Origin of the sequence: Cedecea sp. AS113 (assembly GCF_037152415.1) — a bacterium.
Lineage (GTDB): Bacteria > Pseudomonadota > Gammaproteobacteria > Enterobacterales > Enterobacteriaceae > Cedecea.
The window spans coordinates 108,803-135,464 of the sequence record NZ_JBBCMI010000014.1 but is presented as its reverse complement, the minus strand read 5'-3'; the positions used below and the strand labels follow the sequence as shown (position 1 = coordinate 135,464).

Annotated in this window: 21 protein-coding genes, 1 rRNA gene and 1 riboswitch; of the genes, 16 read left to right on the top strand and 6 right to left on the bottom strand. The window is 55.6% G+C overall.

The genetic code is table 11. The annotated features are described in order from the left end of the window. From rrf to aceK, 5 genes are all read left to right on the top strand, one after another. Positions 1–104 (top strand): 5S ribosomal RNA (gene rrf, locus WFN87_RS16890); the annotation flags it as partial. A 439-nt stretch (positions 105–543) separates the two neighbouring features. Continuing rightward, complete coding sequence (metA, locus tag WFN87_RS16885) at positions 544–1,473, top strand: homoserine O-acetyltransferase MetA (protein ID WP_008455894.1); 930 nt, start codon at positions 544–546, stop codon at positions 1,471–1,473. Between the two features lie 245 nt (positions 1,474–1,718). Further along, entirely contained in the window at positions 1,719–3,317 is a 1,599-nt protein-coding gene (gene aceB / locus WFN87_RS16880) for a malate synthase A (protein ID WP_336983309.1), read from the top strand. Between the two features lie 30 nt (positions 3,318–3,347). Next, positions 3,348–4,655 (top strand): isocitrate lyase, encoded by a 1,308-nt coding sequence (gene aceA / locus WFN87_RS16875; protein WP_008455888.1) that lies wholly within the window; start codon positions 3,348–3,350, stop codon positions 4,653–4,655. A 57-nt stretch (positions 4,656–4,712) separates the two neighbouring features. Then, the gene (gene aceK / locus WFN87_RS16870) at positions 4,713–6,455 is read left to right on the top strand and encodes a bifunctional isocitrate dehydrogenase kinase/phosphatase (RefSeq protein WP_336983310.1); all 1,743 of its coding nucleotides are present in this window, start codon (positions 4,713–4,715) and stop codon (positions 6,453–6,455) included. On the opposite strand, the gene iclR is transcribed toward aceK, so the two are convergent. After that, on the bottom strand, positions 6,452–7,285 hold the full coding sequence (iclR, locus tag WFN87_RS16865; RefSeq protein ID WP_008455884.1) for a glyoxylate bypass operon transcriptional repressor IclR: 834 nt from the start codon (positions 7,283–7,285) through the stop codon (positions 6,452–6,454). The genes aceK and iclR overlap by 4 nt on opposite strands. 192 nt (positions 7,286–7,477) lie before the next feature. Here iclR and metH point away from each other — a divergent pair, with 192 nt between their 5' ends. The 5 genes from metH (at position 7,478) to rluF (ending at position 14,495) form a co-directional block, all read left to right on the top strand. Beyond that, the gene (gene metH, locus WFN87_RS16860) at positions 7,478–11,161 is read left to right on the top strand and encodes a methionine synthase (protein WP_336983311.1); all 3,684 of its coding nucleotides are present in this window, start codon (positions 7,478–7,480) and stop codon (positions 11,159–11,161) included. Positions 11,162–11,305: 144 nt separating this feature from the next. Continuing rightward, entirely contained in the window at positions 11,306–12,937 is a 1,632-nt protein-coding gene (locus tag WFN87_RS16855; protein ID WP_008455880.1) for a Na/Pi cotransporter family protein, read from the top strand. A gap of 36 nt (positions 12,938–12,973) precedes the next feature. Continuing rightward, positions 12,974–13,237, top strand: coding sequence for a type II toxin-antitoxin system CcdA family antitoxin (locus tag WFN87_RS16850; protein ID WP_336983312.1), 264 nt, complete (start codon positions 12,974–12,976; stop codon positions 13,235–13,237). Continuing rightward, entirely contained in the window at positions 13,237–13,551 is a 315-nt protein-coding gene (locus tag WFN87_RS16845) for a CcdB family protein (RefSeq protein WP_166993031.1), read from the top strand. Before WFN87_RS16850 ends, WFN87_RS16845 begins: the two co-directional genes overlap by 1 nt. Before the next feature lie 65 nt (positions 13,552–13,616). Then, the gene (rluF, locus tag WFN87_RS16840; protein ID WP_336983313.1) at positions 13,617–14,495 is read left to right on the top strand and encodes a 23S rRNA pseudouridine(2604) synthase RluF; all 879 of its coding nucleotides are present in this window, start codon (positions 13,617–13,619) and stop codon (positions 14,493–14,495) included. A gap of 1 nt (position 14,496) precedes the next feature. Here rluF and WFN87_RS16835 read toward each other — a convergent pair whose 3' ends face one another. The 3 genes from WFN87_RS16835 to lysC all read right to left on the bottom strand — a co-directional run bounded on the left by WFN87_RS16835 (position 14,497) and on the right by lysC (position 17,236). Then, on the bottom strand, positions 14,497–14,769 hold the full coding sequence (locus tag WFN87_RS16835) for a DUF3811 domain-containing protein (RefSeq protein ID WP_008455871.1): 273 nt from the start codon (positions 14,767–14,769) through the stop codon (positions 14,497–14,499). Positions 14,770–14,860: 91 nt separating this feature from the next. Continuing rightward, on the bottom strand, positions 14,861–15,793 hold the full coding sequence (gene panS / locus WFN87_RS16830) for a ketopantoate/pantoate/pantothenate transporter PanS (RefSeq protein WP_008455869.1): 933 nt from the start codon (positions 15,791–15,793) through the stop codon (positions 14,861–14,863). Positions 15,794–15,886: 93 nt separating this feature from the next. Beyond that, positions 15,887–17,236, bottom strand: a complete 1,350-nt coding sequence (lysC, locus tag WFN87_RS16825; protein ID WP_008455866.1) for a lysine-sensitive aspartokinase 3 — start codon at positions 17,234–17,236, stop codon at positions 15,887–15,889. A 102-nt stretch (positions 17,237–17,338) separates the two neighbouring features. Continuing rightward, a riboswitch (Lysine riboswitch) is annotated at positions 17,339–17,558 on the bottom strand. 239 nt (positions 17,559–17,797) lie between these two features. Here lysC and pgi point away from each other — a divergent pair. From pgi to psiE, 6 genes are all read left to right on the top strand, one after another. Continuing rightward, on the top strand, positions 17,798–19,447 hold the full coding sequence (gene pgi, locus WFN87_RS16820) for a glucose-6-phosphate isomerase (RefSeq protein WP_336983314.1): 1,650 nt from the start codon (positions 17,798–17,800) through the stop codon (positions 19,445–19,447). Positions 19,448–19,814: 367 nt separating this feature from the next. Then, positions 19,815–20,066, top strand: a complete 252-nt coding sequence (gene yjbE / locus WFN87_RS16815) for an exopolysaccharide production protein YjbE (protein WP_008455862.1) — start codon at positions 19,815–19,817, stop codon at positions 20,064–20,066. Between the two features lie 62 nt (positions 20,067–20,128). Continuing rightward, positions 20,129–20,767 (top strand): YjbF family lipoprotein, encoded by a 639-nt coding sequence (locus WFN87_RS16810; RefSeq protein WP_166877623.1) that lies wholly within the window; start codon positions 20,129–20,131, stop codon positions 20,765–20,767. Beyond that, positions 20,764–21,501, top strand: coding sequence for a capsule biosynthesis GfcC family protein (locus tag WFN87_RS16805; RefSeq protein ID WP_336983315.1), 738 nt, complete (start codon positions 20,764–20,766; stop codon positions 21,499–21,501). The genes WFN87_RS16810 and WFN87_RS16805 overlap by 4 nt, the downstream gene beginning before the upstream one ends. After that, a complete protein-coding gene (locus WFN87_RS16800; RefSeq protein ID WP_008455859.1) occupies positions 21,501–23,597 on the top strand; it encodes a YjbH domain-containing protein in 2,097 nt (698 codons plus the stop codon). Before WFN87_RS16805 ends, WFN87_RS16800 begins: the two co-directional genes overlap by 1 nt. Before the next feature lie 85 nt (positions 23,598–23,682). Further along, positions 23,683–24,090, top strand: a complete 408-nt coding sequence (psiE, locus tag WFN87_RS16795; protein ID WP_008455857.1) for a phosphate-starvation-inducible protein PsiE — start codon at positions 23,683–23,685, stop codon at positions 24,088–24,090. A 101-nt stretch (positions 24,091–24,191) separates the two neighbouring features. Here the strand turns inward: psiE and malG are convergent, their stop codons facing one another. Together malG and malF are read right to left on the bottom strand one after the other, a co-directional pair. Beyond that, positions 24,192–25,082 (bottom strand): maltose ABC transporter permease MalG, encoded by an 891-nt coding sequence (gene malG / locus WFN87_RS16790; protein ID WP_008455854.1) that lies wholly within the window; start codon positions 25,080–25,082, stop codon positions 24,192–24,194. Between the two features lie 11 nt (positions 25,083–25,093). Further along, positions 25,094–26,638 (bottom strand): maltose ABC transporter permease MalF, encoded by a 1,545-nt coding sequence (malF, locus tag WFN87_RS16785; protein WP_336818232.1) that lies wholly within the window; start codon positions 26,636–26,638, stop codon positions 25,094–25,096. Between the last annotated feature and the right edge of the window lie 24 nt (positions 26,639–26,662).

The following is a 26,662-nucleotide window of genomic DNA, read 5'->3' as shown; positions in this document are numbered from 1 at the left end:
AGCGCGGTGGTCCCACCTGACCCCATGCCGAACTCAGAAGTGAAACGCCGTAGCGCCGATGGTAGTGTGGGGTCTCCCCATGCGAGAGTAGGGAACTGCCAGGCATCAAATAAAACAGAAAACCCCAGCCTGATGGCTGGGGTTTTTTGTTTATGTGGTATCAGGCCATTCCCTGCACGAGCATGGGCATGCGACAAACGTGTCGGGAACACGTTTGAACGCCGCGTGCATCGGCCCCGGAGGGGCGAGTATCAGGATGATACGCGTATTGTAGGGAACTGCCAGGCATCAAATCAGCATTAACCCCGACCGAAAGGCCGGGGTTTTTTGCTTTTTGTACCCTTCATATTTTTAGCTTTCTACGACAGAGTTATTCACTGAGTTCCTGTCTTCAATCCAGCGTAAGCATCTGCTCTTGGCTATCACTCTTAAATGAAACATTTTCACCTTTTCGCTTCTGACTCGACATTGAATCATAAACTCGGTATCGTCAGGTGTCTGGATGTCTAAACGTTTAAACGTATGCTTTGAGGATATAAGGTTATGCCGATTCGGGTGCAGGACGAGCTACCAGCCGTCAATTTCCTGCGTGAAGAAAACGTCTTTGTGATGACGACATCGCGCGCCAGCAATCAGGAAATACGTCCGTTAAAGGTACTGATCCTGAATCTGATGCCGAAGAAAATTGAGACGGAAAACCAGTTCCTGCGGCTGCTCTCCAACTCTCCACTGCAGGTGGATATCCAGCTGCTGCGTATCGACAGCCGTGAATCTCGCCATACGCCTGGCGAGCACCTCAATAACTTTTACTGTAATTTTGATGACATTAAACACGACAACTATGACGGATTGATCGTCACCGGCGCTCCGCTTGGACTGGTTGAATTTAATGATGTGGCTTACTGGCCGCAGATCCAGCAGGTGCTGGAATGGGCCAAAGATCATGTTACCTCGACGCTGTTTGTCTGCTGGGCCGTCCAGGCCGCGCTGAATATTTTATACGGTATTCCAAAACAAACTCGAGATGAAAAACTTTCTGGCGTCTACGAGCACAATGTTACTCAGCCTCATGCTTTACTGACGCGCGGCTTTGATGATTCATTCCTGGCGCCTCATTCTCGTTATGCCGACTTCCCTGCGCAGCTGATCCGGGATTACACCGATCTGGAGATCTTTGCCGAAACAGAACAGGGCGATGCCTACCTGTTTGGCAGCAGGGATAAGCGCATCGCGTTCGTAACCGGTCACCCGGAATATGATGCGCTGACGCTGTCCGGCGAGTACTTCCGCGATGTCGATGCGGGGCTTCAGCCAGAGGTGCCGTATAACTACTTCCCAGGAGACGATCCGGCGAAGAAACCTCACGCGACCTGGCGCAGCCATGGCAATCTGCTGTTCACTAACTGGCTGAACTACTACGTCTACCAGATTACGCCATTCGACCTTCGCCACATGAACCCGACGCTCGATTAAGCGTTTCAGCTTCCCATTCCAGGCGCCTTCGGCGCCTTTTTTCTATTCTGAAAATCACTTCCCGCCTTGATTAAACTTTAATCTCATAAATATCAATATGATAAATCAATTTAAAATCAAAAATGGAAATTGTTTTTGATTTTAAAAAATCATCAAGTAGTCTTAATTCTGTTGCATGAAAACTGCACAGCCGTGCGCGATTCATTTTTGGCCGTCTCGACGGGATAAGACGAAGGAGTAACCGAATGACACAACAGACAGTTAGCGAAGAGCTGGCCTTTAGCCAGCCGTTTGGCGAGCAAGAGAAGCAGATCCTCACCCCGGAAGCCGTAGAATTCCTCGGCGAGCTGGTGAGCCGCTTTACTCCACAGCGCAACAAGCTGCTGGCATCTCGCATTGCTGAACAGCAGGCCATCGACGGTGGAAAGCTTCCTGATTTCAATTCGGAAACAGATTCCATTCGTAAGAGTGATTGGCAGATTCGTGGTATTCCGCAGGAGCTGCTCGACCGCAGGGTAGAAATTACCGGTCCGGTTGAGCGAAAAATGGTGATCAACGCGCTGAATGCTAACGTAAAAGTCTTTATGGCCGACTTCGAAGATTCCCTGGCGCCGAGCTGGAGCAAAGTCATTGACGGGCAAATCAACCTGCGCGATGCGATAAACGGCACCATCAGCTGGACAAACGAAGCGGGAAAAATCTATCAGCTGAAGCCAGACCCGGCGGTACTGGTTTGCCGCGTGCGCGGCCTGCATCTGCCTGAAAAACACGTGACCTGGCGCGGGGAAGCGATCCCTGGCAGCCTGTTCGACTTCGGGCTCTATTTCCTCCACAACGTGGATGCCCTTCTGGCTAAAGGCAGCGGCCCTTATTTCTATCTGCCCAAAACCCAGTCATGGCAGGAAGCGGCCTGGTGGAGCGAAGTCTTCAGCTTCACGGAAGATCGCTTCGATCTGCCACGTGGCACCATTAAAGCGACTTTATTGATAGAAACGCTGCCAGCGGTCTTCCAGATGGATGAGATCCTGCACGCCCTGAAAGATCACATCGTGGGCCTGAACTGTGGTCGCTGGGATTACATCTTCAGCTACATCAAAACCCTAAAAAACCACCCGGATCGCGTCCTGCCGGACAGGCAGTCCGTGACGATGGATAAACCTTTCCTGAACGGTTACTCGCGGCTGCTGATCAAGACCTGTCATCGTCGCGGTGCATTTGCAATGGGCGGCATGGCGGCCTTTATCCCGAGCAAAGACAGCGCTCGCAATGAATGGGTACTGAACAAAGTCAAAGCGGACAAAGAGATGGAGGCCAATAACGGCCATGATGGTACCTGGATTGCGCATCCGGGCCTTGCGGACACGGTTGTTGAGGTGTTTGGCAAAGCGCTGGGTGAACGCCAGAACCAGCTGGACATCAGCCGCAGCGAAGATGCCCCCATCACCGCGGCGCAGTTGCTTGAGCCTTGCCCTGGCGAGCGCACCGAAGAAGGTATGCGCGCCAACATCCGCGTTGCGGTGCAGTACATCGAGGCGTGGATCTCCGGCAACGGCTGCGTACCGATTTACGGGCTGATGGAGGATGCTGCGACCGCTGAAATTTCCCGTACTTCCATCTGGCAATGGATCCATCACCAAAAGACGCTAAGCAACGGCCAGACCGTGACGAAAGCGCTGTTCCGCCAGATGCTTGCCGAAGAGATGTTGGTGATTCAGGACGAGCTGGGCGACCAGCGTTTTAGCCAGGGACGCTTCGATGAAGCTGCGCGGCTGATGGAACAAATTACCACCTCAGAAGAGTTAATCGACTTCCTGACGCTGCCGGGCTACCGCCTGCTTGCCTGAACCTAACCCTATAAAAATGGAGCATCTGAAATGAAAACCTCTCGTAGCCAACAGATTCAACAAGTACAACAAGACTGGACACAGCCGCGTTGGGAAGGCATTAAGCGTACCTATAGCGCAGAAGACGTCGTGAAACTGCGCGGTTCGCTGACCCCGGAGTGTACTCTGGCGCAGCACGGAGCGGCTAAACTCTGGCGCCTGCTGCACGGCGAGTCGAAAAAAGGCTACGTAAACAGTCTGGGGGCGTTAACCGGCGGCCAGGCTTTACAGCAGGCGAAAGCGGGTATCGAAGCCATCTACCTCTCCGGCTGGCAGGTTGCGGCGGACGCTAACCTGGCGTCCAGCATGTACCCGGATCAGTCGCTCTACCCGGCGAACTCTGTCCCTGCGGTTGTCGATCGGATCAACAACAGCTTCCAGCGTGCGGATCAGATCCAGTGGGCATCCAATATTGAACCGGGCGATCCACGCCACATTGACTACTTCCTGCCTATCGTTGCCGATGCAGAAGCCGGTTTTGGCGGCGTGCTGAACGCCTTCGAACTGATGAAGTCGATGATTCAGGCGGGTGCCGCTGCGGTGCACTTTGAAGACCAGCTGGCTTCCGTGAAGAAATGCGGCCACATGGGCGGCAAAGTCCTGGTCCCAACTCAGGAAGCTATCCAGAAGCTGACCGCTGCTCGTCTGGCGGCTGATGTGATGGGGGTTCCAACGCTGCTGATCGCCCGTACCGATGCTGATGCGGCAGATCTGATCACCTCCGACTGCGACGAATACGACCGCGAATTCATCACCGGTGAGCGCACGCAGGAAGGTTTCTACCGTACACGCGCTGGCATTGAGCAGGCTATCAGCCGCGGCCTGGCCTACGCGCCTTATGCCGACCTGGTCTGGTGTGAAACCTCTAAACCCGACCTGGACCAGGCCCGCCGTTTCGCGGAAGCCATCCATGCGCGCTTCCCAGGCAAACTGCTGGCCTATAACTGTTCGCCGTCGTTTAACTGGAAGAAAAACCTCGATGACAAAACCATCGCGTCCTTCCAGCAAGAACTGTCGGACATGGGTTACAAATACCAGTTCATCACCCTGGCGGGGATCCACAGCATGTGGTTCAACATGTTCGATCTGGCGCACTCTTATGCGCAGGGGGAGGGCATGCGCCACTATGTTGAGAAGGTACAGCAGCCTGAATTTGCCGCCGCTTCTGAAGGCTACACCTTCGTTTCTCACCAGCAGGAAGTGGGCACCGGCTACTTTGACCGCGTAACCACCGTCATCCAGGGCGGCGCTTCTTCCGTCACGGCGCTGACAGGTTCGACGGAAGAAGAGCAGTTCTGAACAAACTTTATTTTCCCCCTCTCCTTTGGGAGAGGGCCGGGGTGAGGGGAGAAATAAATGTCACACAGGCTGGAGCTGCTAATTGCCCACACCATCCTGCAGGGGTTTGACGCGCAATACGGTCGATTTCTGGAGGTCACCGCGGGTGCCCAGCAGCGCTTTGAACAGGCCGACTGGCACGCCGTTCAACAGGCGATGAAAAGCCGCATCAACCTGTACGATCATCACGTAGGTCTCGTCGTAGAACAGCTTCGCTGCATTACCGGCGGGCAGAACACCGACGCGGCCTTTTTACTGCGCGTGAAAGAGCAATACACCCGGCTACTGCCGGATTACCCGCGTTTTGAAATTGCCGAAAGCTTTTTTAATTCTGTCTATTGTCGGCTCTTCGACCACCGCTCGCTTACTCCCGAGCGGCTTTTTATCTTCAGCTCCCAGGCAGGCAAACAGCTTCGGCCGCTGCCTCGCCCACTGGCAAAAACTTTTTCCCCGGAGCAAGGCTGGACGACGTTGCTCACGACCTTGCTCTCCGATCTCCCGCTGCGCCTGCCCTGGCAGGATATTGCGCGGGATGTGGGGTTTATCCTCGCCCATCTGCATGAAACCTTCGGCGCAGAAACATTGCGGACGGCCACGCTGGAAGTGGCTAATGAACTGTTTTACCGCAATAAAGCCGCCTGGCTGGTTGGCAAACTGGTTCTGCCGGGAGGAAAAATTCCCTTTTTATTGCCGATCCATCGCACCGATGATGGCCGGTTAATGGTAGACACCTGCCTGACCAGCTCCCCCGAAGCCAGTATCGTTTTCGGCTTTGCGCGTTCCTATTTCATGGTTTATGCCCCTTTCCCCGCCGCGCTCGTGGAGTGGCTACGCGAGATTCTACCGGGAAAAACTACCGCCGAACTGTACATGGCGATTGGCTGCCAGAAGCACGGCAAAACCGAAAGCTATCGCGAATATCTGACCTACATTCACAGCACGGCTGAGCAGTTTATTGAGGCACCCGGCATACGCGGCATGGTGATGCTGGTGTTCACGCTGCCGGGCTTCGATCGCGTGTTTAAAGTGATAAAAGACAAATTCGCGCCGCAAAAAGAAGTCACCGCCGAAAGGGTCCGTGCCTGCTACCAACTGGTTAAAGAGCACGACCGCGTGGGGCGCATGGCGGATACGCAGGAGTTTGAAAACTTCGTGCTGGATAAGCGGCAGATAAGTGCCGACCTCATGTCGCTGCTGCTTGAAGAAGTGCCTGAAAAACTGACCGATCTTGGCGACCGCATTGCCATCAGCCATCTCTACATTGAGCGGCGAATGGTGCCGCTTAACCTGTGGCTGGAGCAGGTAGAAGGCCAGCAGTTAAGGGATGCGGTGGAAGAGTACGGCAATGCCATTCGTCAGCTGGCGGCAGCCAATATCTTCCCTGGCGACATGCTATTTAAAAACTTTGGCGTGACGCGTCACGGGCGGGTGGTGTTCTACGATTACGATGAAATTTGCTACATGACCGAGGTGAATTTCCGGGATATTCCGCCGCCGCGTTACCCGGAAGATGAACTCTCTTCGGAGCCGTGGTACAGCATCTCGCCCGGAGATGTTTTCCCGGAAGAGTTCCGGCACTATCTTTGTGCAGACAAACGCATTCGCCCGTTATTCGATGAAATGCACGCCGACCTGTTCCGCGCCGACTTTTGGCGCGCTTTGCAAACCCGCATCCGCGATGGCTATGTAGAAGATGTTTATGCTTATCGCCGCCGCCAGCGCTTCAGCCAGCGGTTTGGGGAAGTGAAGCGAGCGGGCTAGCGCCCGCCGCCGTAAGCCAGAGTAATGTCCTTCGCGGCTTTGATCACCAGCGCACCCAGCTCCGTCACGCGGTCATCAGTGATGCGCGAAATCGGGCCAGAAATAGAGATCGCCGCGAATGCCTCATGGTGTTCATCGTAGATGCACGAAGCCACGCAGCGCAGCCCCAGGGCATGCTCTTCATCGTCAAATGAATAACCGCGCTTGCGGGTTTGCGCTAAATCTTCTTTTAAATGCAGCGGCGAAGTCAGCGTGGCTGGCGTGTAGCTGTGCAGACCTTTGCGGTGCAGCAGGCCCGTCAGTTCGTCGTCGTTTAGCTGAGCCAGAAACGCCTTGCCCGCGCCGGATGCGTGCATCGGCAGCTTGCCGCCAATAGGTGCTGACATACGCATCAGCTGCGTGCACTGAACCTGGTCGATAATAATTGCCTGGTGATCGCTCTTGTCGAGTACCGCGAGGTTGACGGTTTCACCGGAGGCTTCCATCAGTTTGCGCAGAATAGGGTGCACAATGGCTAGCAGATTGCGGCTTTGCAGGAAGCTGCTGCCGACGACAAATGCGTGCGCGCCAATCGTCCAGTGGCCAAGATCGCCCACCTGATGCACAAAGCCTAACTGCTGCATTGTGGTGAGCAGGCGATGGGTGGTGGAATTGGGCAAACCAGCCTGCTGGGCAAGCTCGGTGAGCGCCACGCTACCGTCAGATTCGGCAATCCACTCCAGCAGCTTAAGGCCGCGGGTCAGGGACTGCACTTGCCCGGTGGCAGCCGGAGCCGCAGCGGCGGCGGTGCGGGGTTTCTTACCTCGTTTAGCGGGGACTGTAGCAACCATACCGGACTCCTTTTCGTATCGTGGAAATCATTTTCGTTTTATTTGGCGAATTTGCAACCGCTACTCAGACTGATCGGAGGAGTGATGCTGAACATCTCTCATGTTCCCGATATGCGGCTTTTACGACCCTATAGATTGTGCAAGTATGGGATGGCATATCCGTCAGGCAGGGAAAACAGGTGGGAGTGAGGTGTGAGCAACAACGTAGAGAAGCTGAAGCAACAACTGAGTGAGCGCATTCTGGTGCTGGACGGCGGTATGGGGACCATGATCCAAAGCTACCGCCTTGATGAGAGTGATTTCCGCGGCGAGCGTTTTGCCGACTGGCCGTGTGACCTTAAAGGCAACAATGACCTGCTGGTGCTCAGCAAACCGGAAATTATCGCCGCGATTCACTATGCCTACTTTGAAGCTGGCGCCGACATCGTCGAAACCAACACCTTTAACTCCACCACCATTGCAATGGCGGATTACCAAATGGAGTCGCTGTCGGCGGAAATTAACTACGAAGCCGCTAAGCTGGCGCGTTCCTGTGCCGACGAATGGACGGCCCGTACGCCGGAAAAACCGCGTTACGTCGCCGGTGTGCTTGGCCCGACCAACCGCACGGCATCAATTTCTCCAGACGTGAACGACCCGGCCTTCCGCAACATCACCTTTGATCAGCTGGTCGCCGCTTACCGTGAATCGACCAAAGCGCTGGTGGAGGGTGGGGCCGATCTGATCATGATCGAGACGGTCTTCGACACCCTGAATGCCAAAGCCGCCATCTTCGCCGTAAAGGCCGAGTTTGAAGCGCTTGGCGTTGATCTGCCGATCATGATTTCCGGCACCATTACCGATGCGTCAGGCCGTACGCTTTCCGGTCAGACGACGGAAGCTTTCTATAACTCCCTGCGCCACGCCGACGCGCTCTCTTTCGGACTTAACTGCGCGCTGGGGCCGGACGAACTGCGACAGTACGTGGCTGAACTGTCACGCATTGCCGAGTGCTACGTGACGGCTCACCCTAATGCTGGTCTGCCAAACGCTTTTGGTGAATACGACCTTGATGCGGACGCGATGGCGCAGCAGATCGGGGAATGGGCGCAGGCCGGATTCCTGAACATTGTCGGCGGCTGTTGCGGGACAACGCCTGCGCATATCGCCGCAATGAGCGCGGCGGTAGCAGGCGTTGCGCCGCGTAAACTCCCCGATCTGCCGGTTGCCTGTCGCCTCGCCGGGCTTGAGCCGCTGAATATCGGCGCGGATAGCCTGTTCGTTAACGTCGGGGAACGCACCAACGTTACCGGCTCGGCAAAGTTTAAGCGTCTGATCAAAGAAGAGAAATACAGCGAAGCGCTGGACGTGGCGCTGCAGCAGGTGGCCAGCGGCGCGCAGATCATCGACATCAACATGGACGAGGGAATGCTCGACGCCGAAGCGGCGATGGTGCGTTTCCTGAACCTGATTGCCGGTGAGCCGGATATCGCCCGGGTGCCCATCATGATCGACTCCTCGAAATGGGAGGTGATCGAGAAAGGGCTGAAGTGCATTCAGGGCAAAGGCATCGTTAACTCTATTTCCATGAAAGAAGGCACTGAGCCGTTTATCCATCATGCGAAGCTGGTACGCCGCTACGGCGCGGCGATGGTGGTGATGGCGTTCGATGAAGTGGGCCAGGCCGATACGCGAGAGCGTAAAATCGAGATTTGCCGCCGGGCCTATAAAATTCTTACCGAAGAGGTAGGCTTCCCACCGGAAGACATCATCTTTGACCCGAACATCTTCGCGGTGGCGACCGGCATCGAAGAACATAACAACTACGCCCAGGATTTTATCGGCGCCTGCGAAGATATTAAGCGCGAGCTGCCCCATGCGATGATCTCCGGCGGCGTGTCTAACGTCTCCTTCTCTTTCCGCGGCAACGAGCCGGTGCGCGAGGCCATCCACGCGGTATTCCTTTACTACGCAATTCGCAATGGCATGGACATGGGGATCGTCAACGCCGGGCAACTGGCGATATATGACGATCTTCCGGCTGAACTGCGGGATGCCGTCGAAGACGTCATTCTCAACCGCCGCGACGACAGCACTGAACGTCTGCTGGAGCTGGCCGAAAAATATCGCGGCAGCAAAAGCGATGACGGCGCCAATGCTCAACTGGCGGAGTGGCGTAGCTGGGACGTAGTGAAACGTCTCGAGTATTCGCTGGTGAAAGGCATCACCGAGTTTATCGAAGCGGATACCGAAGAGGCCCGCCAGCAGTCGACTCGCCCAATAGAAGTGATTGAAGGCCCGCTGATGGCGGGAATGAACGTGGTGGGGGATTTGTTCGGCGAAGGGAAAATGTTCCTGCCGCAGGTGGTGAAATCGGCTCGCGTGATGAAGCAGGCGGTGGCTTACCTTGAGCCGTACATCGAAGCCAGCAAAGAGCAGGGCAGCAGCAACGGTAAAATCGTGCTGGCGACCGTCAAAGGCGACGTCCATGACATCGGCAAGAACATCGTCGGCGTAGTGCTGCAATGTAACAACTACGAGATTATCGATCTTGGCGTGATGGTGCCCGGCGAGAAAATTTTGAAAACCGCCCGTGAAGTGGGGGCCGATATCATTGGCCTGTCCGGGCTTATCACCCCGTCGCTGGACGAAATGGTCAACGTGGCCAAAGAGATGGAGCGGCAGGGCTTTACGCTGCCGCTGCTGATCGGCGGGGCAACTACGTCAAAAGCCCACACGGCGGTGAAAATAGAGCAGAACTACAGCGGGCCAACCGTCTACGTGCAGAACGCCTCGCGCACCGTCGGCGTGGTTTCTGCTCTGCTTTCAGAAACCCAGCGCGATGAATTTGTCGCCCGCACCCGCAAAGAATACGAAGTTGTTCGTACGCAGCACGCGCGTAAAAAACCGCGCACGCCGCCGGTTACGCTGGAAGTCGCGCGGGATAACGATCTGCCTTTCGACTGGGAAAACTACACGCCTCCGGTTCCGCACCGGCTGGGCGTGCAGGAAGTGACCGCCAGCATTGAAACGCTGAGGAACTACATCGACTGGACGCCGTTCTTCATGACCTGGTCGCTGGCCGGAAAATATCCGCGCATTCTGGAAGATGAGGTTGTTGGCGAGGAGGCAAAACGGCTGTTTAAAGACGCTAACGACATGCTGGATATGCTCCACCGGACGAAAACAATGACGCCGCGCGGCGTGGTCGGCCTGTTCCCGGCGAATCGCGTGGGGGACGACGTGGAGATTTATGCCGATGAAACACGCTCTCAGGTGAAAGGCTTCAGCCGCCATCTGCGCCAGCAAACGGAAAAGAACGGCTTCCCGAACTACTGCATTGCCGATTTTGTGGCGCCTAAACACAGCGGTAAAGCCGACTACATCGGTGCTTTTGCGGTCACCGGTGGTATTAAAGAAGACGCGCTGGCGGGCGCCTACGATGCGCAGCACGATGATTACAACAAAATCATGGTGAAAGCGGTTGCCGACCGCCTGGCCGAAGCTTTTGCTGAATATCTGCACGAGCGCGTGCGTAAAGTTTACTGGGGCTACGCGGCCACGGAAAACCTCAGCAACGAGGAACTGATTCGCGAGAATTACCAAGGCATTCGCCCGGCACCGGGCTACCCGGCCTGCCCGGAGCACACGGAAAAAGCGGCCATCTGGGCGCTGCTGGACGTCGAAAACGTGATTGGCATGAAGCTCACCGAGTCTTACGCCATGTGGCCCGGTGCGTCGGTTTCCGGCTGGTACTTCAGCCACCCGGACAGCAAGTACTTCGCCGTCGCGCAAATTCAGCGCGACCAGGTCGAAGATTACGCCCGACGCAAAGGCATGCCGGTCAGCGAGGTCGAACGCTGGCTTGCGCCGAACCTCGGGTACGACGCCGACTGACTCACAAACCTGTTATCTTTCCTTACAACTTACAAGGCGCTCTGGGGGCGCCTTGTCTCTTTATTGAAGTTAAACCCTTATACTGAAGGATGGTGGCTATTTTTGCTTCGGGAACCCTAAAAACGATAAGGAGAACAAGAATCCGTGCTGACGTTGTTACACCTGCTGTCCGCCGTTTCGCTGCTGGTCTGGGGTACGCACATTGTGCGCACCGGTATCATGCGCGTTTACGGTGCCAACCTGCGCAGTGTGCTTAGCCACAGCGTAGAAAAGAAACCGCTCGCCTTCTGCGCCGGGATAGGCGTGACCGCGCTGGTGCAGAGCAGTAATGCCACCACCATGCTGGTGACCTCGTTCGTTGCCCAGGATTTGGTGGCGCTCGCCCCTGCGCTGGTGATTGTGCTGGGAGCTGATGTCGGTACAGCGCTAATGGCGCGTATCCTGACCTTCGATCTTTCGTGGCTTTCGCCGCTGCTGATTTTCATCGGCGTAATCTTCTTCCTCAGCCGCAAGCAGACTCGCGCCGGGCAGCTTGGCCGCGTGGGGATTGGCCTGGGTCTTATTCTGCTGGCGCTCGAGCTGATTGTGGGAGCCGTTACGCCGATTACCCAGGCGAACGGCGTCCAGGTGATCTTCGCTTCCCTGACCGGCGACATCATGCTCGACGCGCTGATTGGCGCGATGTTTGCCATTATCAGCTATTCGAGCCTGGCTGCCGTCCTGTTGACGGCCACGCTGACCTCAACCGGCGTGATCTCGTTTGATGTGGCGCTGTGTCTGGTTATCGGGGCTAACCTCGGCTCCGGCCTGCTGGCAATGATCAATAACAGCGCCGCGAATGCTGCCGCCCGTCGTGTGGCGTTGGGCAGCCTGCTGTTCAAGCTGGTGGGCAGCCTGCTGGTGCTGCCGTTTGTGCATGTCCTGGCCCGGCTGATGCATCACCTGCCGTTGCCGGAGTCTGAACTGGTTATCTACTTCCACGTGTTCTACAACCTGATTCGTTGCCTGGTGATGGTGCCGTTTGCCGAGCCAATGGCACGCTTCTGCCGCCGGGTGATCAGCGAAGCGCCGGAAGTCGACGCCCGAATGAAGCCGAAGCACCTCGATCCTACGGCGCTGGATACTCCCGCGCTGGGGTTATCTAACGCCGCGCGGGAAACCCTGAGAATGGGCGACGTGCTGGAGCAGATGCTGGAAACCTGGAGCAAGGTGATGCACGGCGAGCCGCGCCAGGAAAAAGAGCTGCGCAAGCTAGCTGACGACGTGGACGTGCTGTATACCGCCATCAAACTTTACCTTGCGCAGATGCCGAAGGAAGATCTGGCGGAAATGGAGTCGCGCCGCTGGGCGGAAATCATCGAAATGTCGCTGAACCTGGAGCAGGCGGCGGACATCATCGAACGTATGGGCAGCGAGGTGGCGGATAAATCTCTCGCCGCGCGCCGGGCCTTCTCGCCGGACGGCCTGACCGAGCTGGATAACCTGCTCCAGCAGTTGATCAGCAACCTGCAGCTGAGCCTGTCGGTGTTCTTCTCGAGCGACCTGGGCAGTGCCCGCCGGCTGCGCCGGAACAAACACCGCTTCCGCATCATGAACCGCCGCTACTCCCATGCCCACGTTGATCGCCTGCACCAGCAGAACGTGCAGAGCATCGAGACTAGCTCGCTGCACCTCGGGCTGCTGGGGGACATGAAGCGCCTGAACTCGTTGTTCTGTTCCGTTGCCTACAGCGTGCTGGACCAACCGGACGATGACGACGAGCGGGATGAATATTGATCGTCAACTCGGCATCGCTCTATAATTAAATAATGTATGCGCATTACAATGGGGGTTAATATGCGTGTTGAAAGTACAGCCGCTAAAAAATCGGTGAATGTCACGCTAGCGCCGGAGATTCTGGATGAGGCCCGTAGGCTGAAACTAAATATCTCGGCGGTACTGACCGAGGCATTAATCGAGAAATTTCGCGAAAACGCTCGGGCTGAGTGGCTCAAGGATAATCAGGAAAAGATTGCCGCGCTTAATGAGTTTGTTGAGGAGCACGGCTCGTTCAGTGATTTTCAGAGGAGCTTCTGATGGAACAGTTTCACGCCTACGAAAATACTGGCGCAGGGAAGAAAACGTATCCTTATCTCATCAATATGCAGCACCCCATTGCTGATGCCTTAAAGCATGTCCTGGTCATTCCCGTTATTGAACGCGAATTACTGGGTGCCATGCCTCCAGAAAAAATCTGCCCCATCGTGACGATTGAGGGGCAGCCTTGCGTGGCGATGACTCACATGATGGCAGGTATTCCGCTTAAAGAACTCGGTGCTTCAGTCGCGGATTTGACGCATTACAGAGATGAGCTGTGTGGCGCCGTTGATTTTATGATTCAGGTTTACTAACAAGCCCATTTTGCGGTTCGCAACGCCCTGCGGGTAAGGTATAGTCCTGGGTTTTCGGAGGAGCCATGCTGACTAATTCATCTATTCGTCTTAACAAATACATCAGCGAGAGCGGGATCTGCTCACGCCGTGACGCCGATCGCTACATCGAACAGGGCAACGTTTTTATTAACGGCAAACGCGCCAAAATTGGCGATCAGGTTTTTGCCGGCGACAGCGTGAAGGTGAATGGTCAGCTCATCGAACCCCGCAACGAAGAAGACCTGGTGCTCATTGCGCTGAATAAGCCGGTGGGAATTGTAAGCACCACGGAAGACGGCGAGAAAGACAACATCGTGGACTACGTGAACCACAGCAAGCGCGTGTTCCCCATTGGCCGCCTGGACAAAGATTCTCAGGGGCTGATTTTCCTCACCAACCACGGCGACCTGGTGAACAAAATTCTGCGTGCCGGGAACGACCATGAGAAAGGGTACGTGGTCACGGTGAACAAGCCGGTTACCGACGAGTTTATTCGTGGTATGGGGGCAGGCGTGCCGATTCTGGGCACCGTCACCAAGAAATGCAAAGTTAAAAAAGAAGCGCCGTTTGCGTTTCGCATCACCCTGGTTCAGGGGCTGAACCGCCAGATTCGCCGCATGTGTGAACACTTTGGCTATGAAGTGACGAAGCTGGAACGTACGCGCATCATGAACGTTAATCTCACTGGGATCCCGCTTGGGGAATGGCGCGACCTGACGGATGATGAACTGATTGAGCTGTTTAAGCTGATTGAGGATTCGTCCTCTGAGGCGAAGCCGGCTAAAAAAGCGAAGCCAAAAGCGGCCAGCCCGGCGGCGAAAAAACCGTTGGTAAGTGGCCCGAAAAGCTCAGCCAAAACGCCCGCTGAGCTTGCCTCGCGTAAACGCTTTGCTTCTCCAGGCCGGAAGAAAAAGGGCCGTTAAACTAGCGTTTGCCTCGCGTATGGTTGTTGGCTGACCATGAATAAGTCGTCGTCGTATCCGGCTTTAAGGCATTTTGTTTCTTCAGCTGGCGAGCTTTCTTAGCCGCCAGCGCTCGTTCCGCCATCAGCTTGTCGATGTACTCTTTTTTTACCTGATTAGTCTCTGAGTTGGTCAACGTACGACCGTGGGCAATGCGGGCGCGATCCAGCAGCGTTTTTAGCTCACGCTGTTCGCTTTCCGTCATGTCCTGCTGTGTCAGTCTGGCTGTAGCCATCGTTGCAATCTCCCAGGAAAGGACTCTCAGTGTAAAACAAACCCACCGCGCCGACGAGACAAAAAAGCCTGCATCAGCAGGCTTTTAGCGATTATTTTTTGCCGTCTGGCTTCGGCGTTATCGCTTTGCCGGACCAATACCCGGCCAGCAGAGAGCCGGACAGATTGTGCCAGACGGAGAACAGCGCGCCAGGCAGCGCTGCGAGCGGCGAGAAGTAAATTTTACCCAAGGTGGCTGCAAGACCGGAGTTCTGCATTCCCACTTCGATGGCCAGCGTCCGACAGGTCGACTCGTCAAACCCAAACAGACGTCCGCCCCAGTAACCGCCGAGCAGGCCAATGGTGTTATGCAGAATCACCGCGACAATCACCACCAGGCCAACGGAAGCGATGTGTGACGCCGAGCCTGCCACAACTGCGCTAATGATGGCGAGAATACAAAGCATGGAAAATGCAGGCAGCCAGGGCTCCACGCGCTTCACCAGGCGTGGGAACAGATGATGCACAATCAGGCCAAGGCCAATCGGGATGATGACGATTTGCAGAATACTGACCAGCATGCCCATCACATCGACTTTAATGTCGGCGTCGACATAGAGACGGGTGAGCAGCGGCGTGGCAAATACGCCGACCAGTGTAGAAACAGAAGATATTGTTACGGAGAGCGCAACATCACCTTTGGCCAAGTAAATCATGACGTTGGACGCCGTGCCGCTGGCTACGCTGCCGACCAGCACCATCCCGGCTGATAGGTCGGGCGGCATATGGAACAACATTGCCAGCAGCCACGCCGCCAGCGGCATCACCAGGTAATGCAGAAAAATGCCTGCAGCTACCGGGGCCGGGCGCGACAGCACGCGTTTAAAGTCTTCAAGCCGCAGGTGGACGCCCATGCCAAACATAATGAGCATCAGCAGCGTGCTGACCCACGGGCCAATCGGGATAAAGGTTGAGGGGGTATAATACGCAGCGACGGAGAGCAGCAGCGCCCAAAGCGGGAACAGCCGGGTTAGGGTGGCGATCATAGCGATGTCCTTGCAGAGTTTGTGTTGTTTTATGGTTATAAAAAAAGCCGGGTGCGAGCCCGGCTGTCTGTATTCATGGCATGGATTGAACGGTTATTCAAACAGGTTGCGGTGCAGTTTCTGCACGACCTGCTCTGCATCGTCGCCAGGCACCAGGAAGCACAGGTTGTAGCTGGAAGCGCCGTAGCAAATCATGCGGATGTTGAACGGGTCGAGCACGCCGAACACTTCTTTGCCTACGCCACAGGCCTGGGACAGTTTATTGCCTATGATGGCCACCAGCGCCAGGTTCTCTTCGACTTCCACGCGGCACAGCGATGAAAGCTCGGTGAGCAGCGCGGTGGTCAGCAGGCTGTCGCCAGTGGAGGTAGAGCCGGTGGTGTCCATGGTCAACGCCACGCTCACTTCGGAGGTGGTGATCAGATCCACGGAAATATTATGGCGAGCCAGAATGCTGAACACTTCCGCCAGGAAACCACGGGAATGGAGCATATGCAGGCTGTGCAGCGTCAGCAGCGTTTGCTTGCGACGTACCGCAAGGGCGCGGAAGAGCGGTGGATTTTCCGTTTTTTTGCATACCAAAGTTCCGCCAGCAGCAGGATCTTTGCTGGAGCCAACGAACACCGGAATGTCGCAGCGCACGGCGGGCAGCAGCGTGGCCGGGTGCAGGACTTTCGCGCCAAAGGTCGCCATTTCAGCGGCTTCTTCAAAGGCGATGCGGTCAATGCGTTTTGCCGCAGGTACCATACGCGGATCGGTGGTGTAGATGCCCGGCACGTCGGTCCAGATATCTACGCGCGCGGCATTTAACGCTTCACCAAGCAGCGCGGCGGTATAGTCGCTGCCGCCGCGGCCAAGCGTGGTCGTTCGGCCTTTTTCTTCGCTCCCAATAAAGCCCTGAGTGATCACCAGGGATTCCGCGAGGCGCGGCAGCATCTGCTGGCTTGCCAGTTCCGCCAGCGCGGCGATATCCGGTTCGGCACGGCCGAAGCGGTCGTTGGTGCGCATGACTTTACGAATGTCGAACCACTGCGCTTCCACCTGACGTTCACGCAGGATTTCCACAAATAGCAGGGTGGACATTAGTTCGCCGTGGCTGACCAGTTCATCGGTCAGCGCGGTGGAGGTCGCCAGAGAGGCGGCTTCCGCAAGGGTCGTGATGTTTTCAAGCAGGCGGTCGATTTCTTCGCGAATAACGTCCGGATTCGCCAGACGCTCAACGATGTTGTACTGGATTTTGCGGATGGCATCGAGCTTGACGAAGCGCTCGGTCGCTTCGAGGCCTTCAGCCAGAGCAACCAGCAGGTTAGTCACGCCAGCGGAGGCGGAAAGCACCACCACGCGGACGTGGCTATCGGCCAGCACCACATCGGCGCTGCGGTTCATCGCGTCGAAATCGGCGACGCTGGTCCCACCAAATTTGGCGACTACGGTTTGAGACATAACTACCTCGTGTCAGGGGCCATTAACTGGCAAAAAAGTATTCAGCCTTGGCACAAGGGAAGAGCGGTAAACGGGTGGGCGCAGAGCAGGAGAACTACGATATCACCCAGAAGTGCTCCACCTTGTCTATCCAGCTTTGGAGCCGGATATGAAACGCTCGACTGCGAACGTTTCTGGTGACAACCCAGAGGATTCAGCCCCTGCAGCCGACAATAAGCGTGACCAGCCGCTTCATCATCTCGGCGTTGCTCCCCCTCACGTATCGTCCTTGTTACTGGTTTCTCGGATACGATTTTCTGGGCAACGCGCCTCTTCTGGCCTGCGCACGCGCAGGTAGCGCCTAATAAATAAAGCTTCGGCGAAGGCATGTCAACTGCGGGGTTATGCGGATTTTTCATGTTAAATCGGTAATCAGGAATTTAACTTATAAGAGGGTATTTTTGCCGCTTTTTAGGGGGTTACGGGAAACCCTCGGTTAATGGCATAAAATCAATCACAATTTTTGCCTGCAGGCGCTACAATCGACCGAAGTCACAATTCTCAAATCAGAAGAGTATTGCTATGAAAAACATCAACCCGAAGCAGACCTCTGCCTGGCAGGCACTCCAGAAACATTACGATGAGATGAAAGACGTTACGCTTTCCGACCTGTTCGCGAAAGATAACGACCGCTTCAGCAAGTTCTCCGCAACTTTCGATGACCTGATGCTGGTGGACTTCTCCAAAAACCGCATCACCACCGAAACCCTCGAAAAACTGCAGGCGCTGGCGAAAGAAACCGATCTGCAGAGCGCGATCAAATCCATGTTCGCCGGCGAGAAAATCAACCGCACCGAAGACCGCGCCGTGCTGCACGTTGCGCTGCGTAACCGCAGCAACACGCCTATCGTGGTCGATGGCAAAGACGTAATGCCGGAAGTGAACGCGGTGCTTGAGAAGATGAAAGCCTTCTCTGAAAGTATCATCAGCGGGAACTGGAAAGGCTACACCGGTAAAGCCATCACCGACGTGGTTAACATCGGTATCGGCGGCTCTGACCTCGGCCCATTCATGGTTACCGAAGCGCTGCGTCCATACAAAAATCACCTCAACATGCACTTTGTGTCCAACGTTGACGGTACCCACATTGCCGAAGTGCTGAAGAAAGTTAACCCGGAAACCACGCTGTTCCTGGTGGCCTCTAAAACCTTCACCACTCAGGAAACGATGACTAACGCCCACAGCGCGCGTGACTGGTTCCTGCGTGCCGCTGGCGATGAAAAGCACGTGGCAAAACACTTCGCTGCGCTGTCCACCAACGGGAAAGCCGTCGGTGAGTTTGGTATCGACACCGCAAACATGTTCGAATTCTGGGACTGGGTTGGCGGCCGCTACTCTCTGTGGTCCGCGATTGGCCTGTCCATCATTCTGTCCGTGGGCTTCGACAACTTTGTTGAGCTGCTGTCCGGCGCGCACGCGATGGACAAACACTTCTCCACCACGCCTGCCGAGCAAAACCTGCCGGTTCTGCTGGCGCTGATCGGCATCTGGTACAACAATTTCTTCGGTGCTGAAACTGAAGCGATTCTGCCATACGACCAGTACATGCATCGCTTTGCCGCCTACTTCCAGCAGGGCAACATGGAGTCCAACGGTAAGTACGTTGACCGCAACGGCAACGCCGTGGACTACCAGACTGGCCCAATTATCTGGGGTGAGCCGGGTACCAACGGGCAGCACGCGTTCTACCAGCTGATCCACCAGGGGACCAAAATGGTGCCTTGCGACTTCATCGCACCGGCTATCAGCCATAACGCGCTGTCGGATCACCATCCAAAACTGCTGTCTAACTTCTTCGCACAGACCGAAGCGCTGGCGTTCGGGAAATCCCGTGAAGTGGTTGAGCAGGAATACCGTGAGCAGGGTAAAGATCCGGCCACGCTGGACCACGTTGTGCCGTTCAAAGTGTTCGAAGGCAACCGCCCAACCAACTCCATCCTGCTGCGCGAAATTACCCCGTTCAGCCTGGGCGCGCTGATTGCACTTTACGAACACAAAATCTTCACCCAGGGCGCGATCCTGAACATCTTCACCTTCGACCAGTGGGGCGTGGAGCTGGGCAAACAGCTGGCTAACCGCATCCTGCCAGAGCTGGGTGACGACAAACAAATCGCCAGCCACGACAGCTCAACCAACGGCCTGATTAACCGCTATAAAGCATGGCGTGATTAATTAAACCGCGTGATGAAAATATGCCAGCCTCGTGCTGGCATATTTTTTATAAGAGTTATCCCCTTGTCGTCATAATTTTCGATATTGCCACCCTGAGGTTAATCCTAAAAATGATTTTCCCGCCGCTTTGTCAGGGCTTTAATTTAAGATTATATTGAATTGATATTTCCAATGCCTCTTGGTAAATAATTGTTTTTGTTTGAATAACTTTCATTTAAATATAACTCAATTCTTGATTTTTACTCTTTTTCTTAAAGTTCATCCCTTATTTTCTGCAGGCTAATTCATCACATTGTGTTGTGTATACTCGATCGCGCCTGAAACCTTTTCAGGTAAATCTCCATTCATTCAATGAAGGGAAATTGTAATGAGAAAAACCCTTTATGGCGCTTTAGCCATATTTACGCTGGCTGCCGCCGGCGCGGCGAATGCTGACCCTGTAGCTGTGGGTGATGCGGCCGGCGCGCAGGCGACGTCTGTGTCTGCAGGCAGTTCTGCTGCAACCAGCGCCAGCACTGTTGGGTCTGCGGTTGGTGTGGCATTAGCCGCAACCGGTGGCGGCGACGGTTCAAACACCGGAACCACCACAACCACGACGACCAGCACCACCACCCGTTAACGTTTGGGTGTTTTTAACCATAACCACACTTCGGTGTGGTTATTTTAAATCGGGGAATCACCGTGCAGCGACTCGCAATACTCTTTGTCTGTCTGTTACTCCAGGCGTGCTCAGCGACCACCAGAGGGCTTGGCACCTCGCTTTGGAACAGTATTGCCGGAGGTGGGGGCGTGCAGCTTACCGACGATGAAATTGCCGAGATGCGCTACGCGAGCCAGTACATGAGCATCAACAACGGCCCGCAGCTGTTTGTGGTGCTGGCCTATAACGAAGACGGCCAGCAGAAGTGGGTGACGCAGGACAGATCGGTCATCGTCACGCAGAACGGCCGCATTGTGAAAACCTCCGGGCTGGGCGACAACCTGACGGAAGTGACCAACCTGGCCCGTGACCCGCTGGCGAACGTGAAACAGATTAAGGATGGCGCGAGCTGGACCCGGCAGATGGCCTGGACTGAACGCCAGCAGGTTCGCTACGCCACAGCAACGTCCACCTTTGAATTTGACGGCACCGACACGGTGAAGCTTGGCAGTAGCGTGACCAAAGTACGCGTCCTGGAAGAAGAGGTAACCGCGCTCGGGAAAAGCTGGACGAACCGCTATTGGGTGGACGATGAAGGCCAAATCCGCAAATCAAAACAGTACCTTGGCCCCGGCTACTGGCCCATTACCACGCTTCTTGTGAAGGCGGCAAAACAATGAAAAAACTCCCCTTTACGTTTATGGCTCTGCTTTTTGCCAGCGCCTTTACCCACGCAGAAAGTACCGTGACGGTCTATACCCAACCGCAAACGCAGCCGCGGGTGATTAAAGATGCCGCCAGGCTGGCGGATTTGGTGACTAACCCTGCGTTAAGCAGCACCTGGTGGCCTGCGGCGGTGATTAGCACCCGGCAGGCAAGCGCCGCAGAAGAGCAAAAACACCAGCAGCTTCTGGCGCGCCTGGCTGAAGTGGCGGCGGACGAAGGCGGAGACGACGGGGCGGCAATCAACGGACTGCGCCAGCAGCTCAGCGCTATGCATGTGACCGGGCGGCAGTTTGTCAATCTGGACCCCGACTGGGTTCGCCTTCGCCCACAATCAAACGTGCCGCTTCAGGGGGAATACAGCCTTTGGGCCGGCCCGCAGCCCACAACCATCACCCTGGTGGGATTAGTCAGTTCGCCCGGCGTGAAACCTTTTACCCCCGGACGCAGCGTGGATGACTATCTGGACGACGTCAGCCTGTTGAGCGGGGCCGAAAGAAGTTATGCCTGGGTGATTTACCCGGACGGCAAAATCGAAAAAGCGCCAGTTGCTTACTGGAATAAACGCCATAGAGAACCGTCGCCAGGTAGCCTTATCTTTGTGGGATTCTCTGACCGCCTTTTCAGCGCCACCTTTGATGAGCTGAACCAGCAGATTCTTAATACCCTGACCCATCGGATACCGGATTAATGAAAAAACGTTACCTGTATAGCCTGATTGCGCTGGCGGTGACTTCCGCCTGCCGCGCCGAAACGTATCCGGCTCCCGTTGGCCCTTCGCAGGCAGACTTTGGCGGCGCGGGTCTGCTGCAAACGCCGACGGCGCGCATGGCGCCTGAGGGCGAATTTAATCTCAACTACCGCGACAACGATCAGTACCGCTTCTACTCCGCCTCCATGCAGCTTTTCCCCTGGATGGAGGCCACGCTGCGCTACACCGACGTGCGCACACGTCACTACAGTAGCGTGAAGGCTTTCTCGGGTGACCAGACCTATAAAGACAAAGCGTTTGACGTGAAATTCCGCCTGTGGGAAGAGGGCTACTGGCTGCCTCAGGTCTCTGCCGGTATTCGTGACCTGGGCGGCACCGGGCTGTTTGACGGTGAATATGTGGTGGCGAGCAAAGCCTGGGGGCCGTTCGACTTCAGCCTTGGCATGGGCTGGGGGTATTTAGGCACCAGCGGCAACATCAAAAACCCGCTCTGTGAATACAGCGACAAATACTGCCACCGGGATAACAGCTACCAAATGGCGGGCTCCTTCAACTTTAGCGGCATGTTCCACGGCCCGACGTCGCTGTTTGGCGGCGTAGAGTACCAGACGCCGTGGCAGCCACTCAGGCTGAAGGTTGAATATGAGGGCAACAACTACAGCCATGAGTTTGCGGGGAAAATAGACCAGCGCAGCAGCGTTAACGTCGGCGCTATCTACCGGGTGACCGACTGGGCCGACGTGAACATGAGCTACGAGCGCGGCAACACCTTTATGTTTGGCGTGACGCTCCGCACCAATTTCAATGACCTCAAGCCGGGGTACAACGATTCCCGTCGTCCTGAGTATCAGCCGCACCCGCAGGACGAAATTCTGCAGCACAACGTGGTGGCCAATCAACTGACCGACCTGAAATACAACGCCGGGCTGATCAACCCGAACATTCAGGTCAAAGGGGATACGCTCTACGTCACGGGCGAGCAGGTGAAATACCGCAATTCCCGCGAAGGCATCGAACGCGCCAACCGCATCGTGATGAATGACCTGCCGGATAATATTCGCACCATCCGCATTACCGAAAGCCGGATTAATATGCCGCAGGTTACCACTGAAACGGACGTGGCCAGCCTGCGTCGGCACCTTGAGGGGGAACCGCTGGGGCAGGAAACGACGCTGGTACAAAAACGCGTTGAGCCGGTAGTGCCAGAAAGCACCGAACAGGGATACTACATCGAGAAGTCGCGCTTTAATTATTCAATTGATCCGATTCTCAACCAGTCTATCGGTGGCCCGGAAAGCTTCTATATGTACCAGGTCGGGGTGATGGGGAACGTCGATTACTGGCTGACGGATCACCTGTTAACCAGCGGCAGCCTGTTTGCCAACGTCGCCAATAACTACGACAAATTTAACTACACCAATCCGCCAATGGATTCTACGCTGCCGCGCGTGCGTACCCACGTTCGCGAATATGTAGAAAACGATGTTTACATCAACAACCTGCAGGCCAACTACTTCCAGTACTTTGGGCATGGGATTTACGGCCAGGTTTATGCGGGCTATCTGGAAACCATGTACGGCGGGGCGGGGGCCGAGCTGCTTTACCGTCCGGTGGACAGCAACTGGGCGATCGGCGTCAACGGCAACTACGTCAAACAGCGTGACTGGCGCAGTTCGCAGGACATGATGAAATTTACCGACTACAGCGCGAAGACCGGGCATATCACCGGCTACTGGACGCCGCCGTTTGCTCAGGATGTGCTGGTTAAGCTCAGTATCGGCCAGTATCTGGCGCAGGATAAAGGCGGCACGCTGGAGATTTCCAAACACTTTGACAGCGGGATCGTGGTGGGCACCTACGCCACCATCACCAACGTGTCGAAGAAAGAGTACGGCGAGGGGGACTTCACCAAAGGTTTCTACATCAATGTGCCGCTGGATATCTTCTCGGCTTACCCAACCCGCAGCCGGGCGCAGGTGACCTGGACACCGCTAACGCGTGACGGCGGGCAGATGCTGGGCCGTAAGTTTGATCTGTATGGGGTGACCAGCGACCGCAGCGAAAATTTCCGCTAACGAAGGTAAGTAAATAAACTAGATCAAGATCACATTTTAGACGTATAACAGCCTCTCAAGACCACAATAAAAATGAGAGGCCGTTATGCCTGCGACACCGCGTTTTTCCTGGATTTCTACCGTCATGCAGACGGTGCTTAATCTGGGGCTGTTAGCCCTTGGGCTGATTTTGATTATCTTCCTCGGCAAAGAGACCATTCACCTGGCCACCGTATTGTTTGCGCCGGGAGATGACGCCAGCTCGTATCTGTTTATCGAGGGGCTGGTGGTTTACTTCCTCTATTTCGAGTTTATCGCGCTGATTGTGAAGTATTTTCAGTCGGGCTATCACTTCCCGCTGCGCTACTTTATCTACATCGGCATTACCGCAGTTGTGCGCCTGATTATCATTGACCACAGTTCGCCGCTGGACGTGCTGATCTACTCGGCCGCGATTCTGGTGTTGGTTATTACGCTTTGGTTGTGTAACAGCCAGCGCCTGAAGCGGGAATAAAAAAGGGCGGCCCTTGGGCCGCCTGAATAAAGTGCTAAGGTCAAAGTGAGGGTTGCAGTGGTATGGCATAAAGATGAAGCAAATGACTTCAGGGATAAACGTTAACCTTTCACCCCGCCAGCGGTCAGGCCGCTCACCAGCCAGCGCTGGGCCAGCAGGAACACAACGGTAATCGGTATCGCGGAGAGCACCGCCGCGGCGGCAAAATCGCCCCACAGGTAATTCTGCGGGTTAAGGTATTGCTGCATCCCCACGGCCAGCGTGTAGCTGTCCACGTCGCGCAGCAGCAGCGAAGCCACCGGCACCTCGGTAATCGCGGCAATAAACGACAGAATAAAGACCACGGCCAGAATCGGTACCGACAGCGGCAGCAGCACCAGACGGAATGCCTGCCACGGCGTCGCGCCATCCAGCGCGGCGGCCTCTTCCAGCGAGCCATCAATCGTTTCGAAATAGCCCTTAATCGTCCAGACGTGTAGCGCTATCCCGCCTAAATACGCAAAGATCACCCCACCGTGCGTGTTCAGACCAATAAACGGAATGTACTGGCCCAGACGATCAAACAGGGCATACAGCGCCACCAGAGACAGCACCGCCGGGAACATCTGGAAAATCAGCATCCCTTTCAGCAGCGTGGCTTTGCCGGGGAAACGCATACGGGCAAAAGCGTAGGCGCAGGTTGTAGAAAGGGTAACGATACCTATCGCCGTGATCCCGGCAATTTTTATCGAGTTCCACAGCCAGAGCAGCACCGGGAACGGTGGCGGCGTGACGCGACCGTCCGCGTGCTCAACGCTAAAGCCAAGCGCCAGCTTCCAGTGTTCCCATGAAACCTGGTCCGGGATCAGGCTCCCGGTGGCAAAGTTACCCGGACGCAGCGAGATGGCGATGACCATCAGCAGCGGGAACATGATTGCCGCGATAAACAGCAGCAGCAGAAAGTGCGTGAGAAACAGACGCAGCTTTTGAGATTTGGGTTGCACCATGGCCATCGTCGGTCTCCTTAATCAAACTTCATGCGGGTGGCTTTCAGGTTCACAATCGCAAGGCCGCCCACCAGCAGGAAGATAAGCGTTGCGATAGCTGCAGCCAGGCCAAAGTCCTGACCGCCGCCGCCTTCAAAGGCGATGCGGTAGGTGTAGCTCACCAGCAGGTCGGTATATCCCGCTGGCGTGGTCGTCCCGAGTCTGTCCGGGCCGCCGTTGGTCAGCAGCTGAATCAGAACGAAGTTGTTAAAGTTAAAGGCGAAGCTGGCAATCATCAGCGGCGTGAGCGGCTTAATCAGCAGCGGGAGCGTGATTTTAAAGAAGTTCTGGAACGGGCCCGCGCCGTCCATTGCCGACGCCTCATAAAGATCGTCAGGAATCGCTTTCAGCAGCCCCATGCACAGAATCATCATGTAGGGATAACCCAGCCAGGTATTGACGATGATGATCATTGAGCGAGCGGTGGTTGGGTCGCTGAACCAGGCGGGCTTAATGCCGAACAGTGCGCTCAGCATCATATTGATTTCGCCAAAGCTTTGGTTGAATAAGCCTTTGAAAATCAAAATGGAAATAAACGAAGGCACGGCGTAGGGCAGAATTAACAACAGGCGATAAGCCGCCTTGCCTTTGAGCGCTTCCCACTGCACTACGCAGGCCAGCACCATCCCCACCGCGACGGTAAGAATCACCGTCAGCACCGAGAAAATCACCGTCCAGACGAAGATAGCCAGGAACGGTTTTTGGATCCCGTCATCGTGGAAAACGCGCAGGAAATTTTTCCAGCCGATGGTGACGGTATAGCCCGGGCTTAGCTGTTCTCCGGCCCAGCTGCCGTCGGCGTTTACCGACTCGTAAAAACCAATATGGTCGTTCGGGGCGTATTTTACGCTGGTCTGGTTATTGGTCAGCTCGCCGTTTTCTGCCAGAGTGTAGAGCGGGCGGGTGCCAGAGAATTGGCGCAGGGAGCTCATCACCACCTTGCTTTCATCCGGCAACACGGCGGTTATCTGGCTCAGCGCCTGGCGGTTTTGGGTGATCACGCGCAGGTTGCCGCGCTCGCCGGTTGGCAACGCATCGGCTTCTTTCAGCCGGATTTTTTGTTCACCACCAAAGGTAAACTTGTCCGAGACATAGTTTTTCCCGCTTTCCCCGTCGGTGAGCGCTAACGTCCATTCATTGCCGTCTGGGTAAAGGCCAAAGTTGAACGTTTTGCCTGCCTGGTACTGGCGGTCCATCAGCACCTGCTGCGCGCGTTCAAACGTCAGCTGGTTGGTGCTGCTGTAGTTGGTAAAAGCGATAGCGATAGTGCAGATCAGCGGGAAGAGGACGAACAGCCCCATGCCGGCCATGCCGGGATAAACGTAGCGCCAGGCGTATGCCTTACGGTTAGCAAAAATATAGAGGCCAAGTGAGCTTAAAATCAGCGTCATTATGGCGAACAGGTACTCCCCCTGGGCGTACATTAAAACCACAAGATAGCCAACCAGCAGGCCTAATGCCCCGATGAGTGACCATTTCAGTCCCTCGCTTTGCCACCAGCGGCTCTTTTTAACTGCATCCATGGGGTGTTCCTCTACAGCGTGTTA